Genomic DNA, 25,527 nt, shown 5'->3' on the forward strand with positions numbered 1-25,527 from the left:
AAATCGGTGGAGCTGCATGACAAAGTCATCGGGCATTATCTGAACATAAAACACTATCAATAAGTTGGAGTCATTACTCAATCACTTATTATCCGGTACCGAAACCGTCGACCCAGGTAGGGCAGAAAGTTCTGGATAAAATTTTGAACTATACCAACACCGAAATGAAAGAAGCGATAGCGCAGCGTAAACCACTGGTTACCACCGCTGGGCCGCGTAGTCTGATTTTCCGTGGGGCCATTACCGGTGTAGATACCAGCAAAGAAGGGCTGCAATTCTATGAAGTGGTTCCTGTTGCATTAGTGGTTGCGGGGACGCAAATGGCTACAGGCCACCGTACCATGGATACTCGCCTCTATTTTGAAGGTGAGCTGATTGATGCAGCGACTAATAAACCGGTTATCAAAGTCGTTCGTCAGGGCGAAGGTAAAGACCTGAATAACGAAAGTACGCCAATGGCTTTCGAAAATATTAAACAAGTTATTGATGACATGGCGACCGATGCCACCATGTTTGACGTTAACAAAAAGTAGTTCCAGACGCGCCATCGTTAGATGGCGCTTTTTATCCGGTGCGCCGTAAAACCCCATCCTTCAGGGCGGGGATATAAGGCGCGGTTTTCCACCTGACCAGGTGTTTGCTGTTGTTCAATGTATTGGCGGATGACGGATATTGGCGCACCTCCGCAGCTACTGGCAAAATAGCCAGGACTCCACAAAACGCCTTTGTAGTAATACCTGACTGCAATATCTGGTCGATCTCGTCGCAGTCACCTACCCGATACGCCTTTGAGGCTGTTTACCAGACTGGATATCGCCAGTTTGGGAGGATAGTTAATTAACAAATGGACGTGATCTGGTTCGCCATCCATTTCAACCAGTTCAGCTTCAAAATCAGCACATACATTTGAAAAGTAAGTGCGTAGTTTTTCTGTCGCGTCATGGTCAAAAATCTGGCGTCGGTATCTGGTGACAAAGACCAGGTGAACATGCATCAGGAAAACACAATGCCTTCCACGCCGGATATCGGTTTCTTTTTTCACAGACCAAAGTATCATTTGACCTGTGAAACGATTACAGGCATTTAAATTCCAGTTAAGACCAGGTGGTCAACAGGAGTGTGAAATGAGGCGCTTCGCAGGCGCATGTCGTTTCGTTTTCAATCGTGCTCTGGCACGTCAGAATGAGAATCATGAGGCCGGTAATAAATACATCCCTTACGGGAAAATGGCTTCCTGGCTGGTTGAGTGGAAAAATGCCACTGAAACGCAATGGCTTAAAGATTCTCCCTCACAGCCATTGCAACAGTCACTGAAAGACCTTGAGCGGGCTTACAAAAACTTCTTCCGGAAGCGGGCTGCTTTTCCCCGATTCAAAAAGCGGGGACAGAATGATGCATTCCGCTACCCGCAGGGCGTTAAGCTCGATCAGGAAAACAGCCGTATTTTTCTGCCGAAACTGGGCTGGATGCGCTACCGGAACAGCCGTCAGGTCACGGGTGTTGTGAAAAATGTCACTGTCAGCCAGTCCTGCGGTAAGTGGTACATCAGTATTCAGACAGAAAGTGAAGTATCAACTCCGGTTCACCCTTCAGCATCAATGGTCGGGCTGGATGCTGGCGTGGCTAAACTCGCCACGCTGTCAGATGGCACAGTCTTTGAGCCTGTAAACAGTTTTCAGAAAAACCAGAAGAAGCTGGCGAGACTTCAGCGACAGTTAAGCCGCAAGGTCAAATTCAGCAACAACTGGCAAAAGCAGAAACGCAAAATACAGCGACTGCATTCCTGTATCGCAAATATCCGCAGGGACTACCTTCACAAAGTCACAACGGCCGTCAGCAAAAACCACGCAATGATAGTCATTGAGGATTTGAAGGTCAGCAACATGTCAAAGTCAGCAGCGGGTACGGTCAGCCAGCCGGGGCGCAATGTCCGGGCAAAATCAGGTTTAAACCGTTCGATACTGGATCAGGGCTGGTATGAAATGCACCGCCAGCTTGCGTACAAGCAGCTCTGGCGTGGCGGTCAGGTGCTTGCTGTTCCGCCAGCGTATACAAGCCAGCGTTGCGCGTACTGTGGTCATACAGCGAAAGAGAACCGCCTGTCACAAAGTAAATTCAGATGCCAGGTATGTGGATATACAGCGAACGCCGATGTAAATGGCGCTCGCAACATTTTAGCGGCGGGGCACGCCGTTCTTGCCTGTGGAGAGATGGTGCAGTCAGGCCGCCCGTTGAAGCAGGAACCCACCGAAATGATTCAGGCGACAGCCTGAACGTAGCAGGGATCCACGTCCTTCAGGGCGTGGAGGATGTCAATATCGGTTTCTGTCAGCGATTAAATTCAACACCACGTAACAAACGCCTCCGGCAATTAATCCCCAAAACGCAGAACCAATCCCGACCAGCGTCAATCCACTTGCCGTTATCAGAAATGCCACCACCGCCGCGTCTCGCTCACGCTCATTATGCAGCGCCTGATACAAACTGCCGCCGATGGTACTTAACAGCGCCAGACCTGCCAGCATCTGGATCCAACTTACGGGCAGGGCAGCCATCATCCCGGTAATGGCACTACCAAACAGACCTGCGAGCAAATAGAAAATGCCTGCAACGGCAGCGGCCAGCCAACGTTGATCTTTATCCGGATGCGCTTCCGGGCTTTGGCAAATAGCCGCGGTGATTGCCGCAATACCGACGGAATAAACGCCGAAAGGGGAAAAAACCAGTGCCAGCAATCCAGTAAATACAATTAATGGCGAAACAGGAGCCGAATATCCAGCTGCTTTCATTGCTGCGATACCCGGTGCGTTTTGCGATGCCATCGTCACCAGAAAAAGGGGGAGTGCAACGCTCAGGCTGTGAGCAAACGAAAAATCAGGGGTAATATAAGTGGGGAGAACGGGTTTAAAGACAACATCAGTTGTGACAACGTCACCTTGCGCGATGACGATCACGATCCCAATAATCATCGCGGCAATTACCGCATAGCGCGGCGCAACGGCCTTGGTTGCCAGCCATACCAGCAACATACTTCCACACAACGTAAATTGACCGTCCAGACTGGCAAACGCCTGTAAACCAAAGCGTAATAAAATCCCGGCAAGCATTGCCGCCGCAAGCGAGTGCGGAATAATGCGCATCAGACGAGCAAAGAGTCCCGTTATGCCGCAGAGGACTATTAGCGCGTTGGTGACAATAAAAACGCCGATGGCTTCGTTAAGTGTTAGTCCCTGCAATCCGGTGACCAACAAAGCCGCGCCAGGCGTTGACCATGCGGTGAGAACAGGTACGCGATACCATAATGTCAGAGTCAGCGTACTGACGCCCATTGCCAGCCCCAGCGCCGTCATCCAGCCAGAGATTTGTGCAGTGGTGGCTCCGGCGACAATCGCTGCTTGCCAGATTATTGCCGCTGAACTGGCGTAGCCAATTAATACCGCCAGAAACCCCGCCAGTAGCGTGGGTGGAGGAATAGAAAACAGACGCATAGTCACCTCGTGCGTTATAGCGTACAGGCACCGTAGCATTTGTCCGTTATAACGCACAAGTGATAAACTTCCGTTTTGCCGGAGGAGTCGCATGGAAAATCTCGCTCGCTTTTTATCCACCACACTTAAACAACTACGCCAGCAGCGCGGCTGGAGTCTTTCGCGACTGGCAGAAGCGACGGGCGTTTCTAAAGCAATGTTAGGGCAGATTGAGCGTAATGAGTCCAGTCCGACGGTCGCGACATTATGGAAAATTGCCACCGGGTTGAACGTACCATTTTCAACATTTATTTCTCCGCCGCAGTCCGCTACGCCTTCAGTTTATGATCCACAACAGCAGGCGATGGTGATCACTTCGCTGTTTCCTTATGATCCACAACTCTGCTTTGAACACTTCTCGATTCAGATGGCATCTGGTGCAATAAGCGAATCGACGCCCCATGAGAAGGGGGTAATCGAACATGTCGTCGTCATTGATGGACAACTTGATCTGTGCGTTGATGGGGAATGGCAGACCCTTAATTGTGGGGAAGGCGTTCGATTTGCTGCAGACGTCACGCATATCTATCGTAATGGTGGGGAGCAAACCGTACATTTTCATTCCCTCATCCATTACCCGCGCAGTTAAGCGGGAAAACTATTTCGCAACGTCGCGCTTGTGGCTAAAATAGCCGCCATTTTTCAGCTACTGGATAAGAATGTGACCGTATCTTCTCATCGACTTGAACTGTTAAGTCCGGCACGCGATGCCGCCATTGCCCGCGAAGCTATTTTGCACGGTGCCGATGCTGTTTATATCGGCGGCCCTGGTTTTGGTGCCCGTCATAATGCCAGTAATAGCTTGAAAGATATTGCCGAGCTGGTGCCGTTTGCCCATCGTTATGGTGCAAAAATTTTCGTCACGCTTAACACCATTTTGCATGATGATGAGCTGGAACCCGCGCAACGGCTGATTACTGACCTCTACCAGACCGGTGTCGATGCGCTGATTGTTCAGGATATGGGGATTCTGGAACTTGATATTCCGCCGATTGAACTGCACGCCAGTACGCAGTGCGACATTCGTACAGTTGAAAAAGCGAAGTTCCTCTCTGATGTTGGCTTCACGCAGATTGTGCTGGCGCGAGAGCTGAATCTTGATCAGATCCGCGCGATTCACCAGGCTACGGACGCGACCATTGAATTCTTTATTCATGGGGCACTGTGCGTGGCCTATTCGGGTCAGTGCTACATTTCTCATGCGCAAACAGGGCGTAGCGCCAACCGTGGCGATTGCTCGCAGGCGTGCCGTTTGCCATACACATTGAAAGACGATCAGGGGCGGGTGGTTTCCTATGAAAAACATCTGCTGTCGATGAAAGATAACGATCAGACTGCCAACCTCGGCGCGCTGATTGATGCTGGTGTACGCTCCTTCAAGATTGAAGGGCGTTACAAAGATATGAGCTACGTGAAGAATATCACCGCCCATTATCGCCAGATGCTTGATGCCATTATTGAAGAACGTGGCGATCTGGCGCGCGCTTCATCAGGTCGTACTGAACATTTCTTTGTTCCATCGACGGAAAAGACTTTCCACCGTGGTAGCACAGATTATTTTGTGAATGCCCGTAAAGGCGATATTGGCGCGTTCGATTCGCCGAAATTTATCGGCCTGCCGGTAGGCGAAGTATTGAAAGTGGCGAAAGATCATCTCGATGTTGCCGTTACCGAGCCACTGGCAAATGGCGATGGCCTGAACGTGTTGATTAAACGTGAAGTCGTCGGTTTTCGTGCCAATACGGTCGAGAAAACCGGAGAAAATCAGTACCGCGTCTGGCCCAATGAAATGCCAGCAGATTTGCACAAAATTCGTCCACATCACCCACTAAACCGTAATCTTGATCATAACTGGCAGCAGGCACTGACAAAAACCTCCAGCGAACGTCGGGTGGCGGTAGACATTGAACTGGGCGGCTGGCAGGAACAACTGATTCTGACCCTCACCAGTGAAGAGGGTGTCAGCATCACGCATACGCTGGACGGGCAGTTCGACGAAGCCAATAACGCCGAAAAAGCAATGAACAATCTGAAGGATGGTCTGGCAAAACTGGGGCAAACCCTCTATTACGCCCGCGATGTGCAAATTAATTTGCCGGGGGCGCTGTTTGTACCAAACAGTCTGTTAAACCAGTTCCGCCGTGAAGCTGCTGACATGCTGGATGCTGCGCGTCTTGCCAGTTACCAGCGCGGCAGCCGTAAACCGGTTGCTGATCCTGCGCCGGTTTATCCGCAAACGCATCTGAGTTTCCTCGCGAACGTATACAACCAGAAAGCGCGTGAATTTTATCATCGCTATGGTGTGCAGCTGATTGACGCGGCGTATGAAGCACATGAAGAGAAGGGCGAAGTCCCGGTGATGATCACCAAGCATTGTCTGCGCTTTGCCTTTAATCTGTGCCCGAAACAGGCGAAAGGCAATATCAAAAGCTGGAAGGCGACGCCAATGCAACTGGTTAACGGCGATGAAGTATTAACGCTAAAGTTTGATTGCCGCCCATGCGAGATGCACGTCATTGGCAAAATCAAAAATCACATACTGAAAATGCCGTTACCGGGAAGCGTAGTGGCATCCGTAAGTCCGGATGAGCTGCTGAAAACATTGCCTAAGCGAAAAGGGTAAAACGCCAGTTTTCTGGTTACTCACAACTCATTGAATCTGCATGATATTGCCTGCCGGGTAAGGCGTCACGCCGCATCCGGCAACAAATGACTCAACGTTGTCCCGCTTCTGGTTTGCGCGATTTTTGCCAGTAAAAATGCTCGCGCAAACCTTCCGCCGACTCTTCCGCCACAGCACGCAATTCATCGCTGTCCGCTTCATGACGCAGCTGATGATCCACATTCTTTACCCACACAAATTCATGTCCTTTGTGCCCTGCCATGAGTTGTCCTGAGAACAGCGCACACGTTAATAAGACAACCGATAACGCCTTCGTAAACATCCTGCCACCTTTTTCTTACCTTTTGCCGCTATGATGCCGATCGTTTCTTGAGGTTATTATTCAGTTTTGCAAATTAGCGCAAAGAAATTCTGGAATCTTCCTTCCTGATTTTGCATGGCATTCTGCCGTTGCGGCGATTTAGTGCTATTTTCGAGCAAATTACACACGGAGGTAAACACTAATGTTTACTTTGTTGATATACTCAGCGGCAGGGAGGCGATGTGAAACAAAGCGAGTTCAGACGTTGGCTCGAATCTCAGGGCGTCGATGTAGCGAATGGCAGCAACCATTTGAAACTCAGGTTTCATGGGAGGCGCAGTGTCATGCCGCGTCACCCCTGCGATGAGATTAAAGAACCATTGCGTAAAGCAATCCTGAAACAACTCGGTTTGAGTTAATCGCCAATTAAAAAGGTTAATGACATGCGAGGGACAGTCGAAATTATGCGTTATCCCGTCACTCTTACACCCGCGCCGGAAGGCGGTTATATGGTTTCTTTTGTGGATATCCCTGAAGCGTTGACGCAGGGCGAAACTGTCGCTGAAGCGATGGAAGCGGCAAAAGATGCTTTACTGACCGCATTTGATTTTTATTTTGAAGATAACGAGCTTATCCCTTTACCTTCGCCATTAAATAGTCATGATCACTTTATTGAAGTGCCTTTGAGCGTCGCCTCTAAGGTATTGCTGTTAAATGCTTTTTTACAGTCAGAAATCACTCAGCAAGAGTTAGCCAGGCGAATTGGCAAACCTAAACAGGAGATTACTCGCCTATTTAACTTGCATCATGCGACAAAAATCGACGCCGTCCAGCTCGCGGCAAAGGCGCTTGGCAAAGAGTTATCGCTGGTGATGGTTTAATTACAGTTAACGAAAAGTTGTCATTTTTAACAACTGATATAGACTGCCGAATCATCTGCACATAATTACGATTCGATAATGAAAAAATACCAGCAGCTTGCAGAACAATTACGCGAGCAGATTGCGTCGGGTATCTGGCAACCCGGCGATCGTTTGCCTTCGTTGCGTGACCAGGTGGCGCTTTCAGGCATGAGCTTTATGACTGTCAGCCATGCCTATCAGTTGCTCGAAAGTCAGGGATATATTATCGCACGACCGCAGTCGGGTTATTACGTTGCGCCACAGGCAATAAAAATGCCGAAAGCGCCAGTCATTCCAGTCACTCGAGATGAAGCAGTCGATATCAACACTTATATTTTTGATATGTTGCAGGCCAGTCGCGATCCGTCGGTCGTTCCGTTTGCCTCGGCCTTTCCCGACCCGCGACTTTTCCCCCTCCAACAACTAAACCGCTCGCTGGCGCAGGTAAGCAAAACCGCCACAGCGATGAGCGTGATTGAAAACTTACCGCCAGGAAACGCAGAACTGCGTCAGGCTATTGCTCGTCGCTATGCCTTACAGGGCATCACCATTTCTCCTGATGAAATTGTCATTACTGCCGGGGCGTTAGAGGCATTAAACCTCAGTTTGCAAGCGGTAACTGAACCGGGCGATTGGGTGATAGTAGAGAATCCTTGTTTCTACGGTGCGTTGCAGGCGCTGGAGCGGCTACGGCTGAAGGCGTTATCGGTGGCGACGGATGTTAAAGAAGGGATAGATCTTCAGGCGCTGGAACTGGCGTTGCAGGAGTATCCGGTGAAAGCGTGCTGGCTGATGACTAATAGCCAGAATCCACTCGGATTTACCTTAACGCCGCAAAAAAAAGCACAACTGGTGGCGTTGCTCAATCAGTACAACGTAACGCTGATTGAAGATGACGTTTACAGCGAACTTTATTTTGGACGGGAAAAACCGCTGCCTGCGAAAGCGTGGGATCGCCACGATGGCGTTTTGCATTGCTCTTCGTTTTCGAAATGTCTGGTGCCTGGTTTTCGTATTGGTTGGGTCGCCGCCGGAAAACATGCACGTAAAATTCAACGCTTGCAGTTGATGAGTACGCTTTCCACCAGCTCACCGATGCAACTTGCGCTGGTGGATTACCTTTCCACGCGCCGATACGACGCCCATCTTCGTCGCCTGCGTCGCCAGCTTGCGGAACGTAAACAACGTGCCTGGCAGGCACTGCTGCGTTATCTGCCTGCGGAAGTGAAAATTCATCATAATGACAGTGGTTACTTTCTCTGGCTGGAGCTCCCCGAGCCGTTAGATGCCGGCGAATTAAGCCTGGCGGCACTGACGCATCATATCAGTATTGCGCCGGGTAAAATGTTTTCTACCGGTGAAAACTGGTCACGTTTTTTCCGTTTTAATACCGCGTGGCAGTGGGGAGAGCGTGAAGAACAGGCGGTAAAACAATTAGGCAAACTTATTCAAGAACGGCTGTAATAGCGTTTAATTTAATTCCTCTTAGATTGGGTAATATGAATTTCGAATAGCAGTCATATTTCCTAACTCCTTGACTATACTCCAGAAGATAACCTTACAGACGGCATAATGCGCGGTAGCTCACAACCTGATTAAATTTTCTCAGGGGCGAAGGTGTGCCTGCAAGCCGCCGTCTATGGTTAAACAAGGAGATATTTTTACGGCACGGCGGCTGAACAATTAATTACGACAGGAGTAAGACCTTATGAGCAAGACATTTGCCCGCAGCAGCCTGTGTGCGCTCAGCATGACAATAATGACCGCTCACGCCGCCGAACCGCCTACCAATTTAGATAAACCGGAAGGGCGACTGGATATTATCGCCTGGCCGGGATACATCGAACGCGGACAAACTGATAAACAATACGACTGGGTAACGCAGTTCGAAAAAGAGACAGGCTGCGCGGTGAATGTGAAAACCGCCGCGACTTCCGATGAAATGGTCAGTCTGATGACCAAAGGGGGTTACGATCTGGTTACGGCATCCGGCGATGCCTCGCTGCGTTTGATTATGGGTAAACGCGTGCAGCCGATTAATACCGCATTGATTCCCAACTGGAAAACGCTCGATCCGCGCGTGGTTAAAGGCGACTGGTTTAATGTTGGCGGCAAAGTTTACGGCACACCTTACCAATGGGGGCCGAACCTGCTGATGTACAACACTAAAACCTTCCCGACGCCGCCGGATAGCTGGCAAGTGGTTTTTGTTGAGCAAAATCTGCCGGACGGCAAGAGCAATAAAGGCCGCGTTCAGGCTTATGATGGCCCTATCTACATTGCGGACGCTGCGTTGTTCGTTAAAGCCACTCAGCCGCAGTTGGGCATCAGCGATCCGTATCAACTCACCGAAGAACAGTACCAGGCGGTGCTGAAAGTGCTGCGCGCTCAACACAGTTTGATCCATCGCTACTGGCATGACAATACCGTGCAAATGAGCGATTTCAAAAACGAGGGTGTGGTTGCTTCCAGTGCCTGGCCCTATCAGGCCAACGCCCTGAAAGCCGAAGGCCAGCCTGTTGCTACCGTTTTCCCGAAGGAGGGTGTTACCGGTTGGGCTGATACCACCATGCTGCATAGCGAAGCGAAACATCCGGTTTGTGCCTACAAATGGATGAACTGGTCATTAACGCCAAAAGTGCAGGGCGATGTGGCGGCCTGGTTTGGCTCGTTACCGGTAGTGCCGGAAGGGTGTAAAGCCAGTCCGTTATTAGGCGAAAAAGGTTGTGAAACCAACGGTTTTAACTATTTCGACAAAATCGCCTTCTGGAAAACGCCTATAGCAGAAGGGGGCAAGTTTGTTCCCTACAGTCGCTGGACGCAGGATTACATTGCCATTATGGGCGGTCGCTAACTTCGCTGGGGTGCTTTATGACGTACGCAGTGGAGTTTGACAACGTCTCGCGGTTGTACGGTGACGTGCGCGCAGTAGATGGCGTCAGTATTGCGATAAAAGATGGTGAGTTCTTCTCTATGCTGGGGCCGTCCGGCTCCGGCAAAACCACCTGCCTGCGCCTGATTGCTGGCTTCGAACAGCTTTCCGGCGGGGCTATCTCTATCTTTGGTAAACCCGCCAGCAATCTGCCACCGTGGGAGCGGGACGTGAATACTGTCTTTCAGGACTACGCGCTATTTCCGCATATGTCGATTCTTGACAATGTCGCCTATGGGCTGATGGTCAAAGGCGTGAATAAAAAGCAGCGGCACGCAATGGCGCAAGAGGCGCTGGAGAAAGTGGCGTTGGGGTTTGTACATCAACGTAAACCGTCACAACTTTCTGGTGGTCAGCGCCAGCGGGTTGCTATCGCCAGAGCATTGGTGAATGAACCGCGCGTATTGCTGTTGGATGAACCGCTCGGCGCACTGGATCTCAAATTGCGTGAGCAGATGCAGCTGGAACTGAAAAAACTGCAACAGTCTCTCGGTATCACTTTTATTTTCGTTACCCACGATCAGGGCGAAGCGTTATCGATGTCCGATCGTGTGGCGGTTTTCAATAATGGACGCATTGAGCAGGTCGATTCCCCGCGCGATCTCTATATGCGCCCGCGCACGCCGTTTGTTGCCGGATTCGTCGGGACATCCAACGTTTTTGATCCGCTAATGGCCGAGAATCTTTGCGGCATGACGGGAAGCTTCGCCCTGCGACCGGAACATATCCGTCTCAATATCCCCGGCGAAATGCAGGCTAATGGCACGATCCAGGCGGTGCAATATCAGGGCGCAGCGACCCGTTTTGAACTGACACTGAGCGGCGGTGAAAAACTGCTGGTGAGTCAGGCCAATATGACAGGCGAAGAACTGCCTGCCACGCTCACGCCCGGACAACAGGTGATGGTTTCCTGGTCGCGTGATGTGATGGTGCCGCTGGTTGAGGAGAGGTGAATGGCGATGAATGTATTGCAATCACCTTCACGTCCAGGTCTGGGTAAGGTGTCCGGTTTCTTCTGGCGTAATCCGGGGCTGGGGCTGTTTTTACTGCTGCTTGGCCCGCTAATGTGGTTTGGCATTGTCTATTTCGGCTCGCTGCTGACACTGTTATGGCAGGGATTTTATACTTTTGACGATTTCACCATGTCGGTAACGCCGGAACTGACGCTGGCGAATATCCGTGCGCTGTTTAATCCGGCGAATTACGACATCATTCTCCGCACGCTGACTATGGCTGTGGCAGTCACTATCGCCAGCGCCATTCTGGCTTTTCCAATGGCGTGGTATATGGCGCGCTATACCAGCGGGAAAATGAAAGCGTTTTTTTATATTGCGGTAATGTTGCCGATGTGGGCGAGCTACATTGTTAAAGCCTATGCCTGGACGTTATTGCTGGCAAAAGATGGCGTGGCTCAGTGGTTTTTACAACATCTTGGGCTGGAACCACTGCTGACTGCGTTCCTTACATTACCTGCGGTGGGCGGAAATACGCTGTCAACTTCCGGGCTGGGGCGCTTTCTGGTGTTTCTCTATATTTGGTTGCCGTTCATGATCCTGCCCGTTCAGGCGGCGCTTGAGCGTTTGCCGCCGTCATTGTTGCAGGCGTCGGCTGATCTCGGCGCACGTCCACGACAAACCTTTCGCTATGTGGTGCTGCCGCTGGCAATCCCGGGTATTGCCGCTGGCTCTATCTTTACCTTCTCACTCACACTGGGCGATTTTATCGTCCCGCAGCTGGTTGGTCCTCCAGGATATTTTATCGGCAATATGGTTTATTCCCAGCAGGGGGCGATTGGCAATATGCCGATGGCGGCGGCATTCACCCTGGTGCCGATTATTCTCATCGCACTGTACCTGGCGTTCGTGAAACGTCTGGGAGCGTTCGATGCACTCTGAACGCGCACCGTTTTTCCTCAAACTGGTGGCCTGGGGCGGCGTTGTTTTCCTACATTTTCCCATCCTGATAATCGCCGCCTATGCGTTTAACACTGAAGATGCGGCGTTTAGTTTTCCACCGCAGGGCCTGACGCTGCGCTGGTTTAGCGTGGCAGCACAGCGTAGTGATATTCTTGATGCCGTGACACTGTCACTTAAAGTGGCGGCGCTGGCGACATTAATTGCGCTGGTGTTAGGGACGCTGGCAGCTGCCGCGCTGTGGCGACGAGACTTTTTCGGCAAAAACGCCATTTCGCTGTTACTGCTGCTGCCCATTGCGCTGCCGGGCATTGTCACTGGTCTGGCGTTATTAACCGCCTTTAAAACCATCAATCTGGAGCCGGGATTTTTCACCATCGTGGTCGGTCATGCGACTTTTTGTGTAGTTGTGGTGTTTAACAATGTCATCGCCCGTTTTCGCCGCACCTCCTGGAGTCTGGTTGAGGCGTCAATGGATCTTGGGGCCAATGGCTGGCAAACCTTCCGCTACGTAGTGTTGCCGAATCTCAGTTCGGCGTTACTGGCAGGAGGAATGCTGGCGTTTGCCTTGTCGTTCGATGAAATCATCGTTACGACCTTTACGGCAGGTCATGAACGAACGTTACCGTTGTGGTTGCTCAATCAGCTTGGGCGACCGCGTGATGTACCGGTAACTAACGTGGTGGCACTGCTGGTTATGTTGGTAACAACCTTGCCGATCCTGGGGGCCTGGTGGCTAACCCGCGAAGGCGACAATGGTCAATAACCACTGATACAGGAATATGCTATGCAACATAAGTTACTGATTAACGGAGAACTGGTTAGCGGCGAAGGGGAAAAACAGCCTGTCTATAATCCGGCAACGGGGGACGTTTTACTGGAAATTGCCGAGGCATCCGCAGAGCAGGTCGATGCTGCTGTGCGCGCGGCAGATGCAGCATTTGCCGAATGGGGGCAAACCACGCCGAAAGTGCGTGCGGAATGTCTGCTGAAACTGGCTGATGTTATCGAAGAAAATGGTCAGGTTTTTGCCGAACTGGAGTCCCGTAATTGTGGCAAACCGCTGCATAGTGCGTTCAATGATGAAATCCCGGCGATTGTCGATGTTTTTCGCTTTTTCGCGGGTGCGGCGCGCTGTCTGAATGGTCTGGCGGCAGGTGAATATCTTGAAGGTCATACTTCGATGATCCGTCGCGATCCGTTGGGGGTCGTGGCTTCTATCGCACCGTGGAATTATCCGCTGATGATGGCCGCGTGGAAACTTGCTCCGGCGCTGGCGGCAGGGAACTGCGTAGTGCTTAAACCATCAGAAATTACCCCGCTGACCGCGTTGAAGTTGGCAGAGCTGGCGAAAGATATCTTCCCGGCAGGCGTGATTAACATACTGTTTGGCAGAGGCAAAACGGTGGGTGATCCGCTGACCGGTCATCCCAAAGTGCGGATGGTGTCGCTGACGGGCTCTATCGCCACCGGCGAGCACATCATCAGCCATACCGCGTCGTCCATTAAGCGTACTCATATGGAACTTGGTGGCAAAGCGCCAGTGATTGTTTTTGATGATGCGGATATTGAAGCAGTGGTCGAAGGTGTACGTACATTTGGCTATTACAATGCTGGACAGGATTGTACTGCGGCTTGTCGGATCTACGCGCAAAAAGGAATTTACGATACGCTGGTGGAAAAACTGGGTGCTGCGGTGGCAACGTTAAAATCTGGTGCGCCGGATGACGAGTCTACGGAGCTTGGACCTTTAAGCTCGCTGGCGCATCTCGAACGCGTCAGCAAGGCAGTAGAAGAGGCGAAAGCGACAGGGCACATCAAAGTGATCACTGGCGGTGAAAAGCGCAAGGGTAATGGCTATTACTATGCGCCGACGCTGCTGGCTGGCGCATTACAGGACGATGCCATCGTGCAAAAAGAGGTATTTGGTCCAGTAGTGAGTGTTACGCTCTTCGACAACGAAGAACAGGTGGTGAACTGGGCGAATGACAGCCAGTACGGACTTGCATCTTCGGTATGGACGAAAGATGTGGGCAGGGCGCATCGCGTCAGCGCACGGCTGCAATATGGTTGTACTTGGGTCAATACCCATTTCATGCTGGTAAGTGAAATGCCGCACGGTGGACAGAAACTTTCTGGTTACGGCAAGGATATGTCACTTTATGGGCTGGAGGATTACACCGTCGTCCGCCACGTCATGGTTAAACATTAAGGATAATATTGCAGATCGTAAGAGTATGAGATGATCTTGCGTACTGTCAGAGCACTGATTTCTCTGACAGTACGTGCTGCGTGCAAAATCACTACATCAAATAAACCAGCCAAATCTCATAGAGATAAGAGTAAACAAACCAACAGCAGCAAAGACATTTATCAGTACTACAGTTCTACTGGAAGCATTCATTTTTGCCACCTTTTATCATTGCCCCTATGTGTATAGTACGGGTTAAGAAAATCCGCAATAATACTCATTCTGAAGATGAATAAGGGCAAGTTGCTGTTTGATGATTTTTTCTCAAACTGGTGAAAAAACTTGATGCACGTCAAAAAATGACGCATATTTGCGCGCGTTTTATTCATCTGGCTGGACGCCCGTACATGTCTCTCTATCAACACATGCTTGTTTTTTATGCGGTTATGGCAGCAATCGCATTTCTTATCACCTGGTTTCTTTCTCACGATAAGAAACGCATCCGTTTCTTAAGCGCCTTTCTGGTGGGGGCAACATGGCCGATGAGTTTCCCGGTGGCGCTGTTGTTTTCACTGTTTTAAATCTTACTCACTGGCTTGACGGCACCACGCAGACTTATATCATTTGGATGAATCGATAAATTTCACAAGTGGCTAAGGAGAAAGTATGTCGCATCTGGATGAAGTCATCGCGCGCGTGGATGCCGCGATTGAAGAGAGCGTCATTGCCCATATGAACGAATTATTAATCGCCCTGAGCGATGACGCGGAGTTAAGTCGGGAAGATCGCTACACCCAGCAGCAGCGTTTGCGCACCGCTATTGCTCATCACGGTCGCAAGCATAAAGAAGATATGGAAGCGCGCCACGAACAGTTAACCAAAGGCGGCACCATCCTCTGATTAAAATGAGCGTCTGGCTACCAACCAGGCGCCAACCACAAGTAAAATTGCGCCACAAATTGGGCCGAACAACGCCCGTAGTGGTACGCCATGACTGCGGAAGATATCCAGCATCAGACCGCCAATTAGCTGGCTGGCGACCAGTACTGCAATAGTTGTCGCCGCTCCCACATTCTGATATCCGCTGATACTGGCGAAGACAAAAAACGATCCCAGCAAGCCGGGTATAAGTGTCCACCAGCGCACGCTGGACACCAGTTCGCCAAACCCCGCCATGCCTTGTTTAAACCATAAAATAGAAACAAAGAGCACAATCCCCACCAGTGAGTTCAGCAACATGGCGATGAGAATGGTAGAGGAGGTCTGGGTGATGCGCACCATCAGCGTGTTCTGGACTACCAGACCAATTCCGGCGGCAATCAAAAAAGCAAGGGTGAGCGACTGATTCATCCGATCGCGTCCGGTTCAGTGCGTTCGTCGAGTTGCAACTGCATAAATGTCAGATCCAGCCAGCGCCCAAATTTAGTGCCCACCTGCGGCATTTGTGCGGTGACGACAAATCCCAGCGAATGGTGCAGATGCAGCGAGGCCTGATTTTGCGATTCGATCCCGGCGACCATGACATGCTTCCCGCAATCCCGCGCTTCATCAATCAATCGGCTTAACAATTTACGCCCCAGACCTTTGCCCTGATGATCGGGATGGACATAAACCGAATGTTCCACGGTATGGCGAAAACCATCGAAACTACGCCAGTCGCCAAACGAGGCATATCCCGTCACTACGCCATCTTCTTCACTTACCAGCACCGGATAACCTGCTATGGTCCGCGCTTCAAACCAGGCAATGCGGTTATCTGCATCAACCGTTTGGTCATTCCAGATAGCCGCCGTATACAACACGGCGTGGTTATAAATTTCCGCAATGGCAGCACAATCGGCTTTGCGGGCAAAACGGATGGACATGTCTGGCCTCGATAAAATAATGATGATGATGTTATCAATACTATCGAAAACAGCCCGAAGCAACGGATTCCTCGATGAAATTATTGCGTGTTGCAGAGGGAATGTGACGGCTGCAAACAAAACCAATCCCGTGAGCCTGCTACTATTGATGGATTCATGCCAAAAGCACAGGAGAGCATTATGGGGCAACAAAAGCAGCGTAATCGACGTTGGGTTCTGGCCTCGCGTCCACATGGCGCACCGGTTCCGGAGAATTTCCGTCTTGAAGAAGATGATGTCGCCACACCGGGTGAAGGACAGGTGTTACTGCGCACAGTTTATTTGTCCCTGGACCCGTATATGCGTGGACGTATGAGCGATGAGCCATCTTATTCACCGCCTGTTGATATTGGCGGCGTGATGGTCGGCGGCACGGTGAGCCGTGTTGTGGAGTCGAATCATCCTGATTATCAGCCTGGCGACTGGGTGCTGGGCTACAGTGGATGGCAGGACTATGACATATCCAGTGGTGATGATCTGGTGAAACTTGGCGATCATCCGCAAAATCCATCGTGGTCGCTGGGTGTGCTGGGGATGCCAGGCTTTACCGCTTATATGGGGCTGCTGGATATCGGTCAGCCTAAAGAGGGCGAAACGTTGGTGGTAGCTGCGGCGACAGGTCCTGTGGGAGCAACGGTGGGGCAAATCGGCAAACTTAAAGGTTGCAGGGTGGTGGGGGTTGCCGGTGGCGCGGAAAAATGCCGCCATGCTATCGAGGTGCTGGGCTTCGATGTTTGTCTTGATCACCACGCGGATGATTTTGCCGAACAACTGGCGAAAGCGTGCCCAAAAGGTATTGATATCTATTATGAAAACGTGGGCGGTAAGGTATTTGATGCAGTGCTACCATTACTTAATACATCTGCGCGCATTCCCGTTTGTGGCTTAGTGAGCAGCTATAACGCTACAGAGCTACCACCCGGTCCGGATCGTTTACCCCTGTTGATGGCAACGGTGCTGAAAAAACGTATTCGCTTGCAAGGGTTTATTATCGCTCAGGATTATGGTCACCGCATCCATGAGTTTCAGAAGGAGATGGGGCAATGGGTGAAAGAGGATAAAATCCACTACCGCGAAGATATTACTGATGGTTTAGAGAATGCGCCACAGACGTTTATCGGCCTGCTGAAGGGTAAAAACTTCGGCAAAGTGGTGATCCGCGTGGCGGGTGATGATTAAAGTTTCAACGGCGGCGTAAGCCGCCATAAAAATCCAGGCAAAAAGCTTATTTTCAGCTTTAATTAACTAACCACGTCATTGTTCTGCTGCTAATAACAACAAAGGTGAGTGGTTTATGATTATTCACTTTAATACACCAGGTGAACTCCTTCTGCCATGCAGGCAGGGTTGGACAGAAAACACGCGAAGGAATTAAAATGCCTGGAACGGGAAAAATGAAACATGTCAGTTTGACTCTGCAGGTTGAGAACGACCTGAAACATCAGCTTAGTATTGGCGCATTAAAACCTGGCGCACGCCTGATTACTAAAAATCTGGCGGAGCAATTAGGTATGAGTATTACACCTGTGCGTGAAGCATTATTACGTCTGGTTTCGGTGAATGCGCTTTCTGTCGCACCTGCACAAGCATTTACAGTTCCGGAAGTGGGGAAACGTCAATTAGACGAAATCAATCGGATCCGCTACGAACTGGAATTAATGGCAGTTGCTCTGGCTGTTGAAAACCTCACCCCGCAAGACCTTGCGGAACTCCAGGAATTGCTCGAGAAATTACAGCAGGCGCAAGAAAAGGGCGACATGGAACAAATCATTAATGTAAACAGGCTATTTCGCTTAGCGATTTATCATCGCTCAAATATGCCCATCCTGTGTGAGATGATTGAGCAACTGTGGGTCAGGATGGGGCCTGGTTTACATTATCTCTATGAAGCGATTAATCCAGCGGAATTACGGGAGCATATAGAAAACTATCATCTGTTACTCGCTGCGTTAAAAGCAAAAGACAAAGAGGGATGCAGACATTGTCTTGCTGAAATTATGCAACAAAATATTGCTATTTTATACCAGCAATACAATCGTTAAAGTAAATGCCCGGCAAATACCGGGCATCAAGGTAATTACTCAAATCGCCATGCGATATTCACGCCGACACCATAATTTCGCCCGGGCGCAGGTTCGTAATATCGCCCGTTTGACTCATTGACAATGACAGAACCAACGTATTCTTTATCGAATAAATTATCGACACGACCAAATAAATCCACAGTTAAATTGTGGTAATTGTATTTATACCCGGTGAATAAGCCGATGAGAGTATAAGACGGCGCCTTGGCCGTATTTTCATCATCTGCCATAATATCGCCCATATAACGCGCTTCCGTGCCTGCATACCAGCCATCTTCCGGTACATAACCTATCGACGCAAAGCCCATATTACGGGCGATCCCAGGCATCCGATTACCGTTACAATCCTGTTCATTGCAAACATTGCTGCGATAGGTCGCATCAAGCCAGGTCCAGGACGCGTTTACGCGAAAATCTCCCGCGAAACGTTGATCCCATGCCAGTTCAGCGCCTTGACGACGGGTCTTTCCAGCATTTTTGTAAGTCGTACGCCCACCGCTACTGCTATCGACAACAATTTCATCATCGGTGTCGGTCTGGAACAATGCGAGACTAAGCAGCCCATCACCAATACGCGTTTTACTGCCGATCTCAATTGTATCGTTGGTGGATGGTTTTAAACCAAAGTTCATACCGCTTTGCCCATCAGCCCGATAAGACAGCTCATTAATCGTCGGCGTTTCAAAACCACGCCCGGCTGCCAGATAGATATTCCAGGCATCGGTCATTGCATATTTTAACGATCCGGCTGGTAGCCATTTGTGATAACTGGCATCACCGCTGTCATCGCCGTTACCCGGAGTAATGTAATGGTCGTTGGAATCAAACCACACGGAGCTGTAGCGCACGCCAGCATCCAGCGACAGTTTTTCGCTCAGCTGCCACTGCGTCTGTAAATAGGGATCGATGTTCCACATCAGATTGCGTTCGTCGCGACGCAACTCACCTTTTTGCCCGTACTCCGGCATGCCGCTATTCAGGCGGAAGTTATTGTAGCCCTTGCGGTTTTCACTCATGTTTTCGTAGTTCAGGCCGGTAGTGAACGTGACCGGAACGCCCAGTTCACCACGGTGTGTCCAGCGGCTGTCTATTCCCTGGTAATGGCGTTGCAGGGTAATCACGCCGCCCGCATGTGACGGGTTAAGTTGTGGTGCCATGGGTATTGACTGGTACTGGGTCGTTTCTCGCTCTCCGGCATACATCATCACACTCATATCATCCCGCGAACTCAGGCTACGTTCATAGCGCAACCCAGCCTGAGTTTGCTTGATGGTTTTTCGCGTGTCGTATTGTTCAGCGCGTGGCGCTTGTTGCGGATTCGCTTTCCATTCTGCTTTGGTTAGCCCACCAGGGTCATCTGCTTTGATATCCACGCTATTGAAAATCAGGCTTAATTTGCTGGCGTCATCAATGCGTACGCCCAGTTTGGCATTAGCTAAATTTTTCTGTGCGCCACTATGGTCACGATAGCCGTGGGTCGTAAAACGCGTGGTTGAGACGGTGTAATCGACATCGCCGGGCTGTGTGCCGTCGCCCGTTGCACCCGTTGCTTTGAGCCCATAGCGCCAGCTGCCAAAACTGCCGTAGTAACTGCTGGCTTCAATGGTTGGTGGCTGTTGCCCGGTCTGGGTGGTGACATTCATTACACCGCCAGACGCGTTGCCATACAGGGCAGAGAAGGGGCCACGCAGCACTTCCACATTTTGCACACTGCTTAAATCGATGTTGGATGTTTGCCCTTGCCCGTCGGGCATGGTAGCGGGAATACCGTCCACATACAGGCGAATACCGCGAATTCCGTAAGTGGAGCGGGAGCCAAATCCGCGAATCGACAGCTGTAAATCTTGCGCATAGTTCTGCCGATTTTGTACCTGCAAACCAGGCACGCTGGTCAGTGATTCGGACAAGTTAATGCGCGGTGTTGCCAGGCGCATCTCCTCGCCATCCACCACGCTTACTGCTGCTGGGGTATCCAGTTCTGAAACCACCTGCGGTGCGGCACTGACAATCATGGTCTGTTCATCAGCGGCAAAAACAACGGGGGAAAGGGCAAGTAGTGCGGGCAAAACGGTCTGTCGGACGGAAAAAATCTTCATGAAAAAAGCCAGGTTAAGAATGGGAAAACGCCGTTATGGTAATGAAATTGTAAATTTATGGAAAATGAAACGGCACGATACGTTAAGTAATTGAGAAAATTGTAGTCGTAACGGCAAGAAATGCTCCACATTTGAGAAAATAATGATTACCATTCCCATTTATAACAAGAGCGTAACGATGATTACGCTTAGCGAAGCATTGTGAAGCAGCAAAAATATCGGTTCATCAAAGGGAGTCGTCATGCATTTACGTCATCTGTTTTCATCGCGCCTGCGTGGTTCATTACTGTTAGGTTCATTGCTTGTTGCTTCATCATTCAGTACGCAGGCCGCAGAAGAAATGCTGCGTAAAGCGGTAGGTAAAGGTGCCTACGAAATGGCTTATAGCCAGCAAGAAAACGCACTGTGGCTCGCCACTTCGCAAAGCCGCAAACTGGATAAAGGTGGCGTGGTTTATCGTCTTGATCCGGTCACTCTGGAAGTGACGCAGGCGATCCATAACGATCTCAAGCCGTTTGGTGCCACCATCAATAACACGACTCAGACGTTGTGGTTTGGTAACACCGTAAACAGCGCGGTCACGGCGATAGATGCCAAAACGGGCGAAGTGAAAGGCCGTCTGGTGCTGGATGATCGTAAGCGCACGGAAGAGGTGCGCCCGCTGCAACCGCGTGAGCTGGTAGCTGATGATGCCACGAACACCGTTTACATCAGTGGTATTGGTAAAGAGAGCGTGATTTGGGTCGTTGATGGCGAGAATATCAAACTGAAAACCGCCATCCAGAACACCGGTAAAATGAGTACCGGTCTGGCGCTGGATAGCAAAGGCAAACGTCTTTACACCACTAACGCTGACGGCGAATTGATTACCATCGACACCGCCGACAATAAAATCCTCAGCCGTAAAAAGCTGCTGGATGACGGCAAAGAGCACTTCTTTATCAACATTAGCCTTGATATCGCCAGGCAGCGTGCATTTATCACCGATTCTAAAGCGGCAGAAGTGTTAGTGGTCGATACCCGTAATGGCAATATTCTGGCGAAGGTTGCGGCACCGGAATCACTGGCTGTGCTGTTTAACCCAGCGCGTAATGAAGCCTACGTAACGCATCGTCAGGCAGGTAAAGTCAGTGTGATTGACGCGAAAAGCTATAAAGTGGTGAAAACGTTCGATACGCCGACTCATCCGAACAGCCTGGCGCTGTCTGCCGATGGCAAAACGCTGTATGTCAGTGTAAAACAAAAATCCACTAAACAGCAGGAAGCTACCCAGCCGGACGATGTGATTCGTATTGCGCTGTAATAGATATGGCGAGGGTGAAAACGGAGAGACTTGCCTGACTTTTATCACGCCGCATGCGGCACACCTTCGTCAGTAATTTGAAGTTGCCCGGCACGTAGCCGGGCAATTTTGCAATTAGCTCGCCGTTTCAGGCTTAAACACGATTTCCTGTTTTTCTTCATCTTCCTCGACGACTGGCGCAGTGCTGTGAATTTCAGCAACGCGTTTGCGCACACCAAACCAGCCTATAACCAGCAGAATACCGATAATCGGCAGCGCCGCGATAGTATAAGTCCCGTTCGGGTAATCGAACGCCATCAGCACAAGGACACTCAGTAAAAACAGTAATGTCAGCCAGGAAGTGAAGGGCGCGCCAGGCAGTTTAAAACTGACATCCGCTGCTTTGCCTTCTTTAATCGCTTTACGCAGGCGCATCTGGCACACGATGATAAACGCCCATGAAGCGATGATTCCCAGCGACGCGAAGTTCAACACAATCTCAAATACGCGCGACGGCACCAGATAGTTGAGGAATACGCCGACGACATACACAACTAGTGTCGCTAGAATCCCGGCATACGGCACATGCTGACGACTCATTTTCGCCATAAAACTCGGTGCGGAACCGCCCATCGCCATTGAGCGCAGAATACGTCCGGTGCAGTACAGACCTGAGTTCAGGCTGGAGAGGGCAGCGGTCAGCACCACAATGTTCATAATGCTGCCGATATATGGCACACCCAGTTTAGAGAAAAACGTCACGAACGGACTTTGCCCCGCCTGATACGCGCTCCACGGCAATAGCATAACCAGCAACACCACGGAGCCGACGTAAAACAGGCCAATACGCCAAATCACGCTGTTAATCGCTTTAGGCACCATGGTCTGCGGATCTTTACATTCTCCGGCAGCTGTACCCACCATTTCAATGGAGGCAAAAGCAAACACTACGCCCTGAATCAACACCAGAGCAGGCAGCAAACCGTGGGGGAAGAAGCCGCCATTATCGGTAATTAAATGAAAGCCAGTGGTGTTGCCATCCAGCGGCTGACCACTACCGAGGAACACTGTACCCACGACCAAAAAGGTCACAATGGCGAGCACTTTAATAAGCGCAAACCAGAACTCCATCTCCGCAAACCATTTCACACCGATCATATTCATGGTGCCAACGATGGTAAGTGCAGCGAGCGCAAAGACCCACTGCGGCACGCCGCCAAACGCACCCCAGTAATGCATATACAGAGCGACGGCGGTAATATCAACAATCCCCGTCATCGCCCAGTTGATGAAGTACATCCAGCCAGCAACATAAGCGGCTTTCTCACCCAAAAACTCACGGGCATAAGAGACAAAACTGCCACTGGAAGGGCGGTGTAGCACCAGCTCACCCAATGCACGCAGAATAAAAAACGAAAACAAGCCACAAATTAAATAAACCAGTGCCAATGCTGGACCCGCCATTTGCAGTCGGGCTCCTGCACCTAAAAACAAGCCGGTGCCAATCGCGCCGCCAATGGCGATCATCTGTACCTGGCGATTGCCCATCGCTTTGTGATACCCCTCTTCGTGGGCATTAAGCCAGCGGCGTTTCGCGGCGTGTTGATCTGAAGTGTCGGTGTCGTGTTTACTCATTGCTCTCCCTGATTGCTTTAATGAAAAAGTCATATAAGTTGCCATGAACAATGTTTATTCATCCTGGCGATGATAGTTATCACCATTATTCTTTATGGGTATAAAACTATCGGCGCAGCATCCTACCCGTTATCGATAAACGATGCAAAACATCCCCTTACAATCCTGAAGGGGAATAATACAACTGACGAAAAAATGACAAATCTTTTTGCTGGTTAACCTGTGTACTGTCCTACACTTAATCTTTAAAAGATTGTGAGGGCATATGATTAAGGTGTATGGCGTACCCGGATGGGGCTCTACAATCAGTGAGCTGATGCTAACACTGGCTGATATTCCTTATCAGTTCGTTGATGTCAGTGGTTTTGACCACGAGGGAGCTTCACGCGAGTTATTGAAAACCCTGAACCCGTTGTGTCAGGTTCCGACACTGGCGCTGGAAAATGACGAGATTATGACGGAGACAGCGGCGATTGCATTTATGGTTCTCGATCGTCGCCCGGACCTTGCGCCACCGGTTGGGCGCGCCGAACGTCAGCAGTTTCAACGGCTATTGGTCTGGCTGGTTGCTAATGTCTATCCAACATTCACTTTCGCCGATTACCCTGAGCGTTGGGCATCTGACGCACCTGAACAGTTAAAGAAGAATGTAATTGAATATCGCAAATCACTTTATATCTGGCTGAATTCACAATTGACCGCTGAACCTTATGCCTTTGGTGAGCAACTAACGCTGGTGGACTGTTATCTCTGCACCATGCGCACATGGGGGCCGGGGCATGAATGGTTTCAGGATAATGCGCAGAATATCAGCGCGATCGCTGATGCTGTATGTCAGTTACCGAAATTACAAGAAGTATTAAAAAGGAATGAAATTATTTGAGTGGGATACCAGAAGATTATGTTATTTATTATTCAGTAACTTTATCCACAATGATGGGTGTAATTAATTAAATTCATGTTATGTTTTTTGATTTATATCACTCTCCCCTTCATTCAGCTTGTCTATTTCATTTCCTCTGAAAAGAAACTAACTATTCACATTGTGCAGATGTTTCACTTGTTATCACAGGTATTCTATAATCTCAAAAAGTTTTTAATGATGGATATGCTCGGAGTTGGAGATGCAATTAATATTAATACAAATAAAAATATCCGGCAGGTATGCTAAAAGGATAAATGGCGTTCTCTGTATTTATTCGCAATTATCTGTAGGACAAATATGGAGAGCTTGATGAGTCAGAGCTAAAACAGCAATTGATAAATAAACATGTTGATTTATTCAAGAAAATGGATGTATTTTAAATATTAATTCTTAATATAACCTAATCAATAGATTATCACGTGAGAGCTGCACATTATTGGCGGGGCCGGGGAAAACATCATTTTGGGAACAATGAATCAGGTACTCTTACCACTGAAGCAAGATCATCCGGGCACCTGGTGGTGCAGTGCTTTGGAAATGGTCCCCTCGGGGGAATTGTCATTATTTTCTATGCTATTTGCTTATGATATTCATCAGGTGAATTTAATAAATTCCTAATTTGAAATATCCACTATTAAGCCAGTGTTTAACGACGTTAAGATGGCAATGTGCAGATCATGTTATCAGGGTGGGGCGGTAGCGTATATTACTTATACAAATCATCATTCATTTCAATGATTGTTATTGAATTATTTATTGTTGTGAATAAAAAGACATTATGAATATTGGTTTGACTTTGCATATCAGGTTTTTTATTACTCGCTGTAATGTACGAGCCTGTCGTGAATAACGTCGAGAACCCATCCGTTGCGTTTGTGATTATTTTGTTGACTAAACAGACACCCGTTTCTCTGAAGTAAAATCCCAGACTAAATCATCACATAACCATGACATTTTTCTGATATTCCCCGGTAACGCCAGATGTCGACTCGCTTATCTCATCCGCCCGACATGCAGGGAAAGATCATCAGAAGTACACTTTTTGTACTAAATAATTCGCATTTTATGTTTAAAAATTGAGATATTCCTTATTACCTAAAGCTGTTTTTTATTGCTTATACATGATCAAATACTTCTTACATAATTAAGGAGAACAAAATGGAACTTAAAAAATTGATGGAACATATTTCTATTATCCCCGATTACAGACAA

Annotated in this window: 26 protein-coding genes and 2 pseudogenes; 20 read left to right on the forward strand and 8 right to left on the reverse strand. The window is 49.5% G+C overall.

What is annotated here, in order from left to right; translation table 11 throughout:
• Both RTW80_RS18250 and RTW80_RS18255 read left to right on the forward strand, forming a co-directional pair.
• The coding region (locus tag RTW80_RS18250; RefSeq protein WP_071603212.1) for an IS1 family transposase at positions 1 to 63 on the forward strand (63 nt) is incomplete at its 5' end.
• A gap of 14 nt (positions 64 to 77) precedes the next feature.
• A pseudogene (locus RTW80_RS18255) lies at positions 78 to 533 on the forward strand (DUF3313 domain-containing protein); the annotation flags it as partial.
• A gap of 98 nt (positions 534 to 631) precedes the next feature.
• On the opposite strand, the pseudogene tnpA reads toward RTW80_RS18255, so the two are convergent.
• Positions 632 to 1,057: pseudogene (tnpA, locus tag RTW80_RS18260) on the reverse strand (IS200/IS605 family transposase); the annotation flags it as partial.
• Between the two features lie 7 nt (positions 1,058 to 1,064).
• On the opposite strand from tnpA, the gene RTW80_RS18265 reads away from it, so the two are divergent.
• Positions 1,065 to 2,273 (forward strand): RNA-guided endonuclease InsQ/TnpB family protein, encoded by a 1,209-nt coding sequence (locus RTW80_RS18265; protein WP_109158002.1) that lies wholly within the window; start codon positions 1,065 to 1,067, stop codon positions 2,271 to 2,273.
• A 39-nt stretch (positions 2,274 to 2,312) separates the two neighbouring features.
• Here RTW80_RS18265 and ydcO read toward each other — a convergent pair whose 3' ends face one another.
• The gene (gene ydcO / locus RTW80_RS18270; RefSeq protein ID WP_071607224.1) at positions 2,313 to 3,527 is read right to left on the reverse strand and encodes a BenE family transporter YdcO; all 1,215 of its coding nucleotides are present in this window, start codon (positions 3,525 to 3,527) and stop codon (positions 2,313 to 2,315) included.
• Between the two features lie 52 nt (positions 3,528 to 3,579).
• On the opposite strand from ydcO, the gene sutR reads away from it, so the two are divergent.
• Together sutR and rlhA are read left to right on the forward strand one after the other, a co-directional pair.
• Positions 3,580 to 4,116 (forward strand): DNA-binding transcriptional regulator SutR, encoded by a 537-nt coding sequence (gene sutR, locus RTW80_RS18275; protein WP_000429155.1) that lies wholly within the window; start codon positions 3,580 to 3,582, stop codon positions 4,114 to 4,116.
• A 72-nt stretch (positions 4,117 to 4,188) separates the two neighbouring features.
• The gene (gene rlhA / locus RTW80_RS18280) at positions 4,189 to 6,150 is read left to right on the forward strand and encodes a 23S rRNA 5-hydroxycytidine C2501 synthase (RefSeq protein ID WP_001301045.1); all 1,962 of its coding nucleotides are present in this window, start codon (positions 4,189 to 4,191) and stop codon (positions 6,148 to 6,150) included.
• A gap of 91 nt (positions 6,151 to 6,241) precedes the next feature.
• Here the strand turns inward: rlhA and RTW80_RS18285 are convergent, their stop codons facing one another.
• A complete protein-coding gene (locus RTW80_RS18285; protein ID WP_000494244.1) occupies positions 6,242 to 6,472 on the reverse strand; it encodes a YncJ family protein in 231 nt (76 codons plus the stop codon).
• 221 nt (positions 6,473 to 6,693) lie between these two features.
• Between RTW80_RS18285 and hicA the strand changes: the two genes are divergently transcribed.
• From hicA to patD, 8 genes are all read left to right on the forward strand, one after another.
• Positions 6,694 to 6,870, forward strand: coding sequence for a type II toxin-antitoxin system mRNA interferase toxin HicA (gene hicA, locus RTW80_RS18290; protein ID WP_000813794.1), 177 nt, complete (start codon positions 6,694 to 6,696; stop codon positions 6,868 to 6,870).
• Between the two features lie 45 nt (positions 6,871 to 6,915).
• Positions 6,916 to 7,332 (forward strand): type II toxin-antitoxin system antitoxin HicB, encoded by a 417-nt coding sequence (gene hicB / locus RTW80_RS18295; RefSeq protein WP_001270286.1) that lies wholly within the window; start codon positions 6,916 to 6,918, stop codon positions 7,330 to 7,332.
• Positions 7,333 to 7,410: 78 nt separating this feature from the next.
• Complete coding sequence (locus RTW80_RS18300) at positions 7,411 to 8,817, forward strand: PLP-dependent aminotransferase family protein (protein WP_000760626.1); 1,407 nt, start codon at positions 7,411 to 7,413, stop codon at positions 8,815 to 8,817.
• Between the two features lie 244 nt (positions 8,818 to 9,061).
• Positions 9,062 to 10,207, forward strand: coding sequence for a putative ABC transporter substrate-binding protein YdcS (gene ydcS / locus RTW80_RS18305; RefSeq protein ID WP_000047421.1), 1,146 nt, complete (start codon positions 9,062 to 9,064; stop codon positions 10,205 to 10,207).
• A 17-nt stretch (positions 10,208 to 10,224) separates the two neighbouring features.
• A complete protein-coding gene (locus RTW80_RS18310; protein WP_000220399.1) occupies positions 10,225 to 11,238 on the forward strand; it encodes an ABC transporter ATP-binding protein in 1,014 nt (337 codons plus the stop codon).
• Positions 11,239 to 12,180, forward strand: coding sequence for an ABC transporter permease (locus tag RTW80_RS18315; protein WP_001251313.1), 942 nt, complete (start codon positions 11,239 to 11,241; stop codon positions 12,178 to 12,180). It abuts the gene before it with no gap.
• A complete protein-coding gene (locus RTW80_RS18320) occupies positions 12,170 to 12,964 on the forward strand; it encodes an ABC transporter permease (RefSeq protein ID WP_032248016.1) in 795 nt (264 codons plus the stop codon). The genes RTW80_RS18315 and RTW80_RS18320 overlap by 11 nt, the downstream gene beginning before the upstream one ends.
• A 21-nt stretch (positions 12,965 to 12,985) precedes the next feature.
• Entirely contained in the window at positions 12,986 to 14,410 is a 1,425-nt protein-coding gene (patD, locus tag RTW80_RS18325) for an aminobutyraldehyde dehydrogenase (RefSeq protein ID WP_001163874.1), read from the forward strand.
• A 96-nt stretch (positions 14,411 to 14,506) separates the two neighbouring features.
• Here the strand turns inward: patD and yncL are convergent, their stop codons facing one another.
• Positions 14,507 to 14,602: a stress response membrane protein YncL gene (gene yncL, locus RTW80_RS18330; protein ID WP_072002517.1), complete on the reverse strand. Its 96-nt coding sequence runs from the start codon at positions 14,600 to 14,602 to the stop codon at positions 14,507 to 14,509.
• A 194-nt stretch (positions 14,603 to 14,796) separates the two neighbouring features.
• Here yncL and ortT point away from each other — a divergent pair, with 194 nt between their 5' ends.
• Both ortT and ydcY read left to right on the forward strand, forming a co-directional pair.
• A complete protein-coding gene (ortT, locus tag RTW80_RS18335; protein WP_000061178.1) occupies positions 14,797 to 14,970 on the forward strand; it encodes an orphan toxin OrtT in 174 nt (57 codons plus the stop codon).
• Positions 14,971 to 15,055: 85 nt separating this feature from the next.
• Positions 15,056 to 15,289, forward strand: coding sequence for a DUF2526 family protein YdcY (gene ydcY, locus RTW80_RS18340; RefSeq protein ID WP_000018633.1), 234 nt, complete (start codon positions 15,056 to 15,058; stop codon positions 15,287 to 15,289).
• On the opposite strand, the gene RTW80_RS18345 is transcribed toward ydcY, so the two are convergent.
• On the reverse strand, positions 15,290 to 15,739 hold the full coding sequence (locus RTW80_RS18345; protein ID WP_001076535.1) for a DMT family transporter: 450 nt from the start codon (positions 15,737 to 15,739) through the stop codon (positions 15,290 to 15,292).
• Positions 15,736 to 16,254, reverse strand: a complete 519-nt coding sequence (locus RTW80_RS18350) for a GNAT family N-acetyltransferase (RefSeq protein ID WP_001296723.1) — start codon at positions 16,252 to 16,254, stop codon at positions 15,736 to 15,738. The genes RTW80_RS18345 and RTW80_RS18350 overlap by 4 nt, the downstream gene beginning before the upstream one ends.
• 180 nt (positions 16,255 to 16,434) lie before the next feature.
• On the opposite strand from RTW80_RS18350, the gene curA reads away from it, so the two are divergent.
• Together curA and mcbR are read left to right on the forward strand one after the other, a co-directional pair.
• A complete protein-coding gene (gene curA, locus RTW80_RS18355; protein ID WP_001301003.1) occupies positions 16,435 to 17,472 on the forward strand; it encodes an NADPH-dependent curcumin/dihydrocurcumin reductase in 1,038 nt (345 codons plus the stop codon).
• A 197-nt stretch (positions 17,473 to 17,669) separates the two neighbouring features.
• The gene (mcbR, locus tag RTW80_RS18360) at positions 17,670 to 18,335 is read left to right on the forward strand and encodes a colanic acid/biofilm transcriptional regulator McbR (protein WP_001300742.1); all 666 of its coding nucleotides are present in this window, start codon (positions 17,670 to 17,672) and stop codon (positions 18,333 to 18,335) included.
• A 35-nt stretch (positions 18,336 to 18,370) separates the two neighbouring features.
• Here mcbR and pqqU read toward each other — a convergent pair whose 3' ends face one another.
• The gene (pqqU, locus tag RTW80_RS18365; protein WP_000689306.1) at positions 18,371 to 20,473 is read right to left on the reverse strand and encodes a TonB-dependent receptor PqqU; all 2,103 of its coding nucleotides are present in this window, start codon (positions 20,471 to 20,473) and stop codon (positions 18,371 to 18,373) included.
• A 241-nt stretch (positions 20,474 to 20,714) separates the two neighbouring features.
• Between pqqU and RTW80_RS18370 the strand changes: the two genes are divergently transcribed.
• Positions 20,715 to 21,776, forward strand: coding sequence for a YncE family protein (locus tag RTW80_RS18370; RefSeq protein WP_000550672.1), 1,062 nt, complete (start codon positions 20,715 to 20,717; stop codon positions 21,774 to 21,776).
• A gap of 114 nt (positions 21,777 to 21,890) precedes the next feature.
• Here RTW80_RS18370 and ansP read toward each other — a convergent pair whose 3' ends face one another.
• The gene (ansP, locus tag RTW80_RS18375; protein WP_001300590.1) at positions 21,891 to 23,390 is read right to left on the reverse strand and encodes an L-asparagine permease; all 1,500 of its coding nucleotides are present in this window, start codon (positions 23,388 to 23,390) and stop codon (positions 21,891 to 21,893) included.
• A 265-nt stretch (positions 23,391 to 23,655) separates the two neighbouring features.
• Between ansP and RTW80_RS18380 the strand changes: the two genes are divergently transcribed.
• Both RTW80_RS18380 and RTW80_RS18385 read left to right on the forward strand, forming a co-directional pair.
• Positions 23,656 to 24,273: a glutathione S-transferase family protein gene (locus RTW80_RS18380; RefSeq protein ID WP_000598855.1), complete on the forward strand. Its 618-nt coding sequence runs from the start codon at positions 23,656 to 23,658 to the stop codon at positions 24,271 to 24,273.
• Positions 24,274 to 24,348: 75 nt separating this feature from the next.
• Positions 24,349 to 24,561: a YncH family protein gene (locus RTW80_RS18385; protein WP_000882235.1), complete on the forward strand. Its 213-nt coding sequence runs from the start codon at positions 24,349 to 24,351 to the stop codon at positions 24,559 to 24,561.
• Positions 24,562 to 25,527 lie beyond the last annotated feature (966 nt).

The sequence above is a fragment of the Escherichia sp. AM3 genome (assembly GCF_032029835.1).
Lineage (GTDB): Bacteria > Pseudomonadota > Gammaproteobacteria > Enterobacterales > Enterobacteriaceae > Escherichia > Escherichia coli.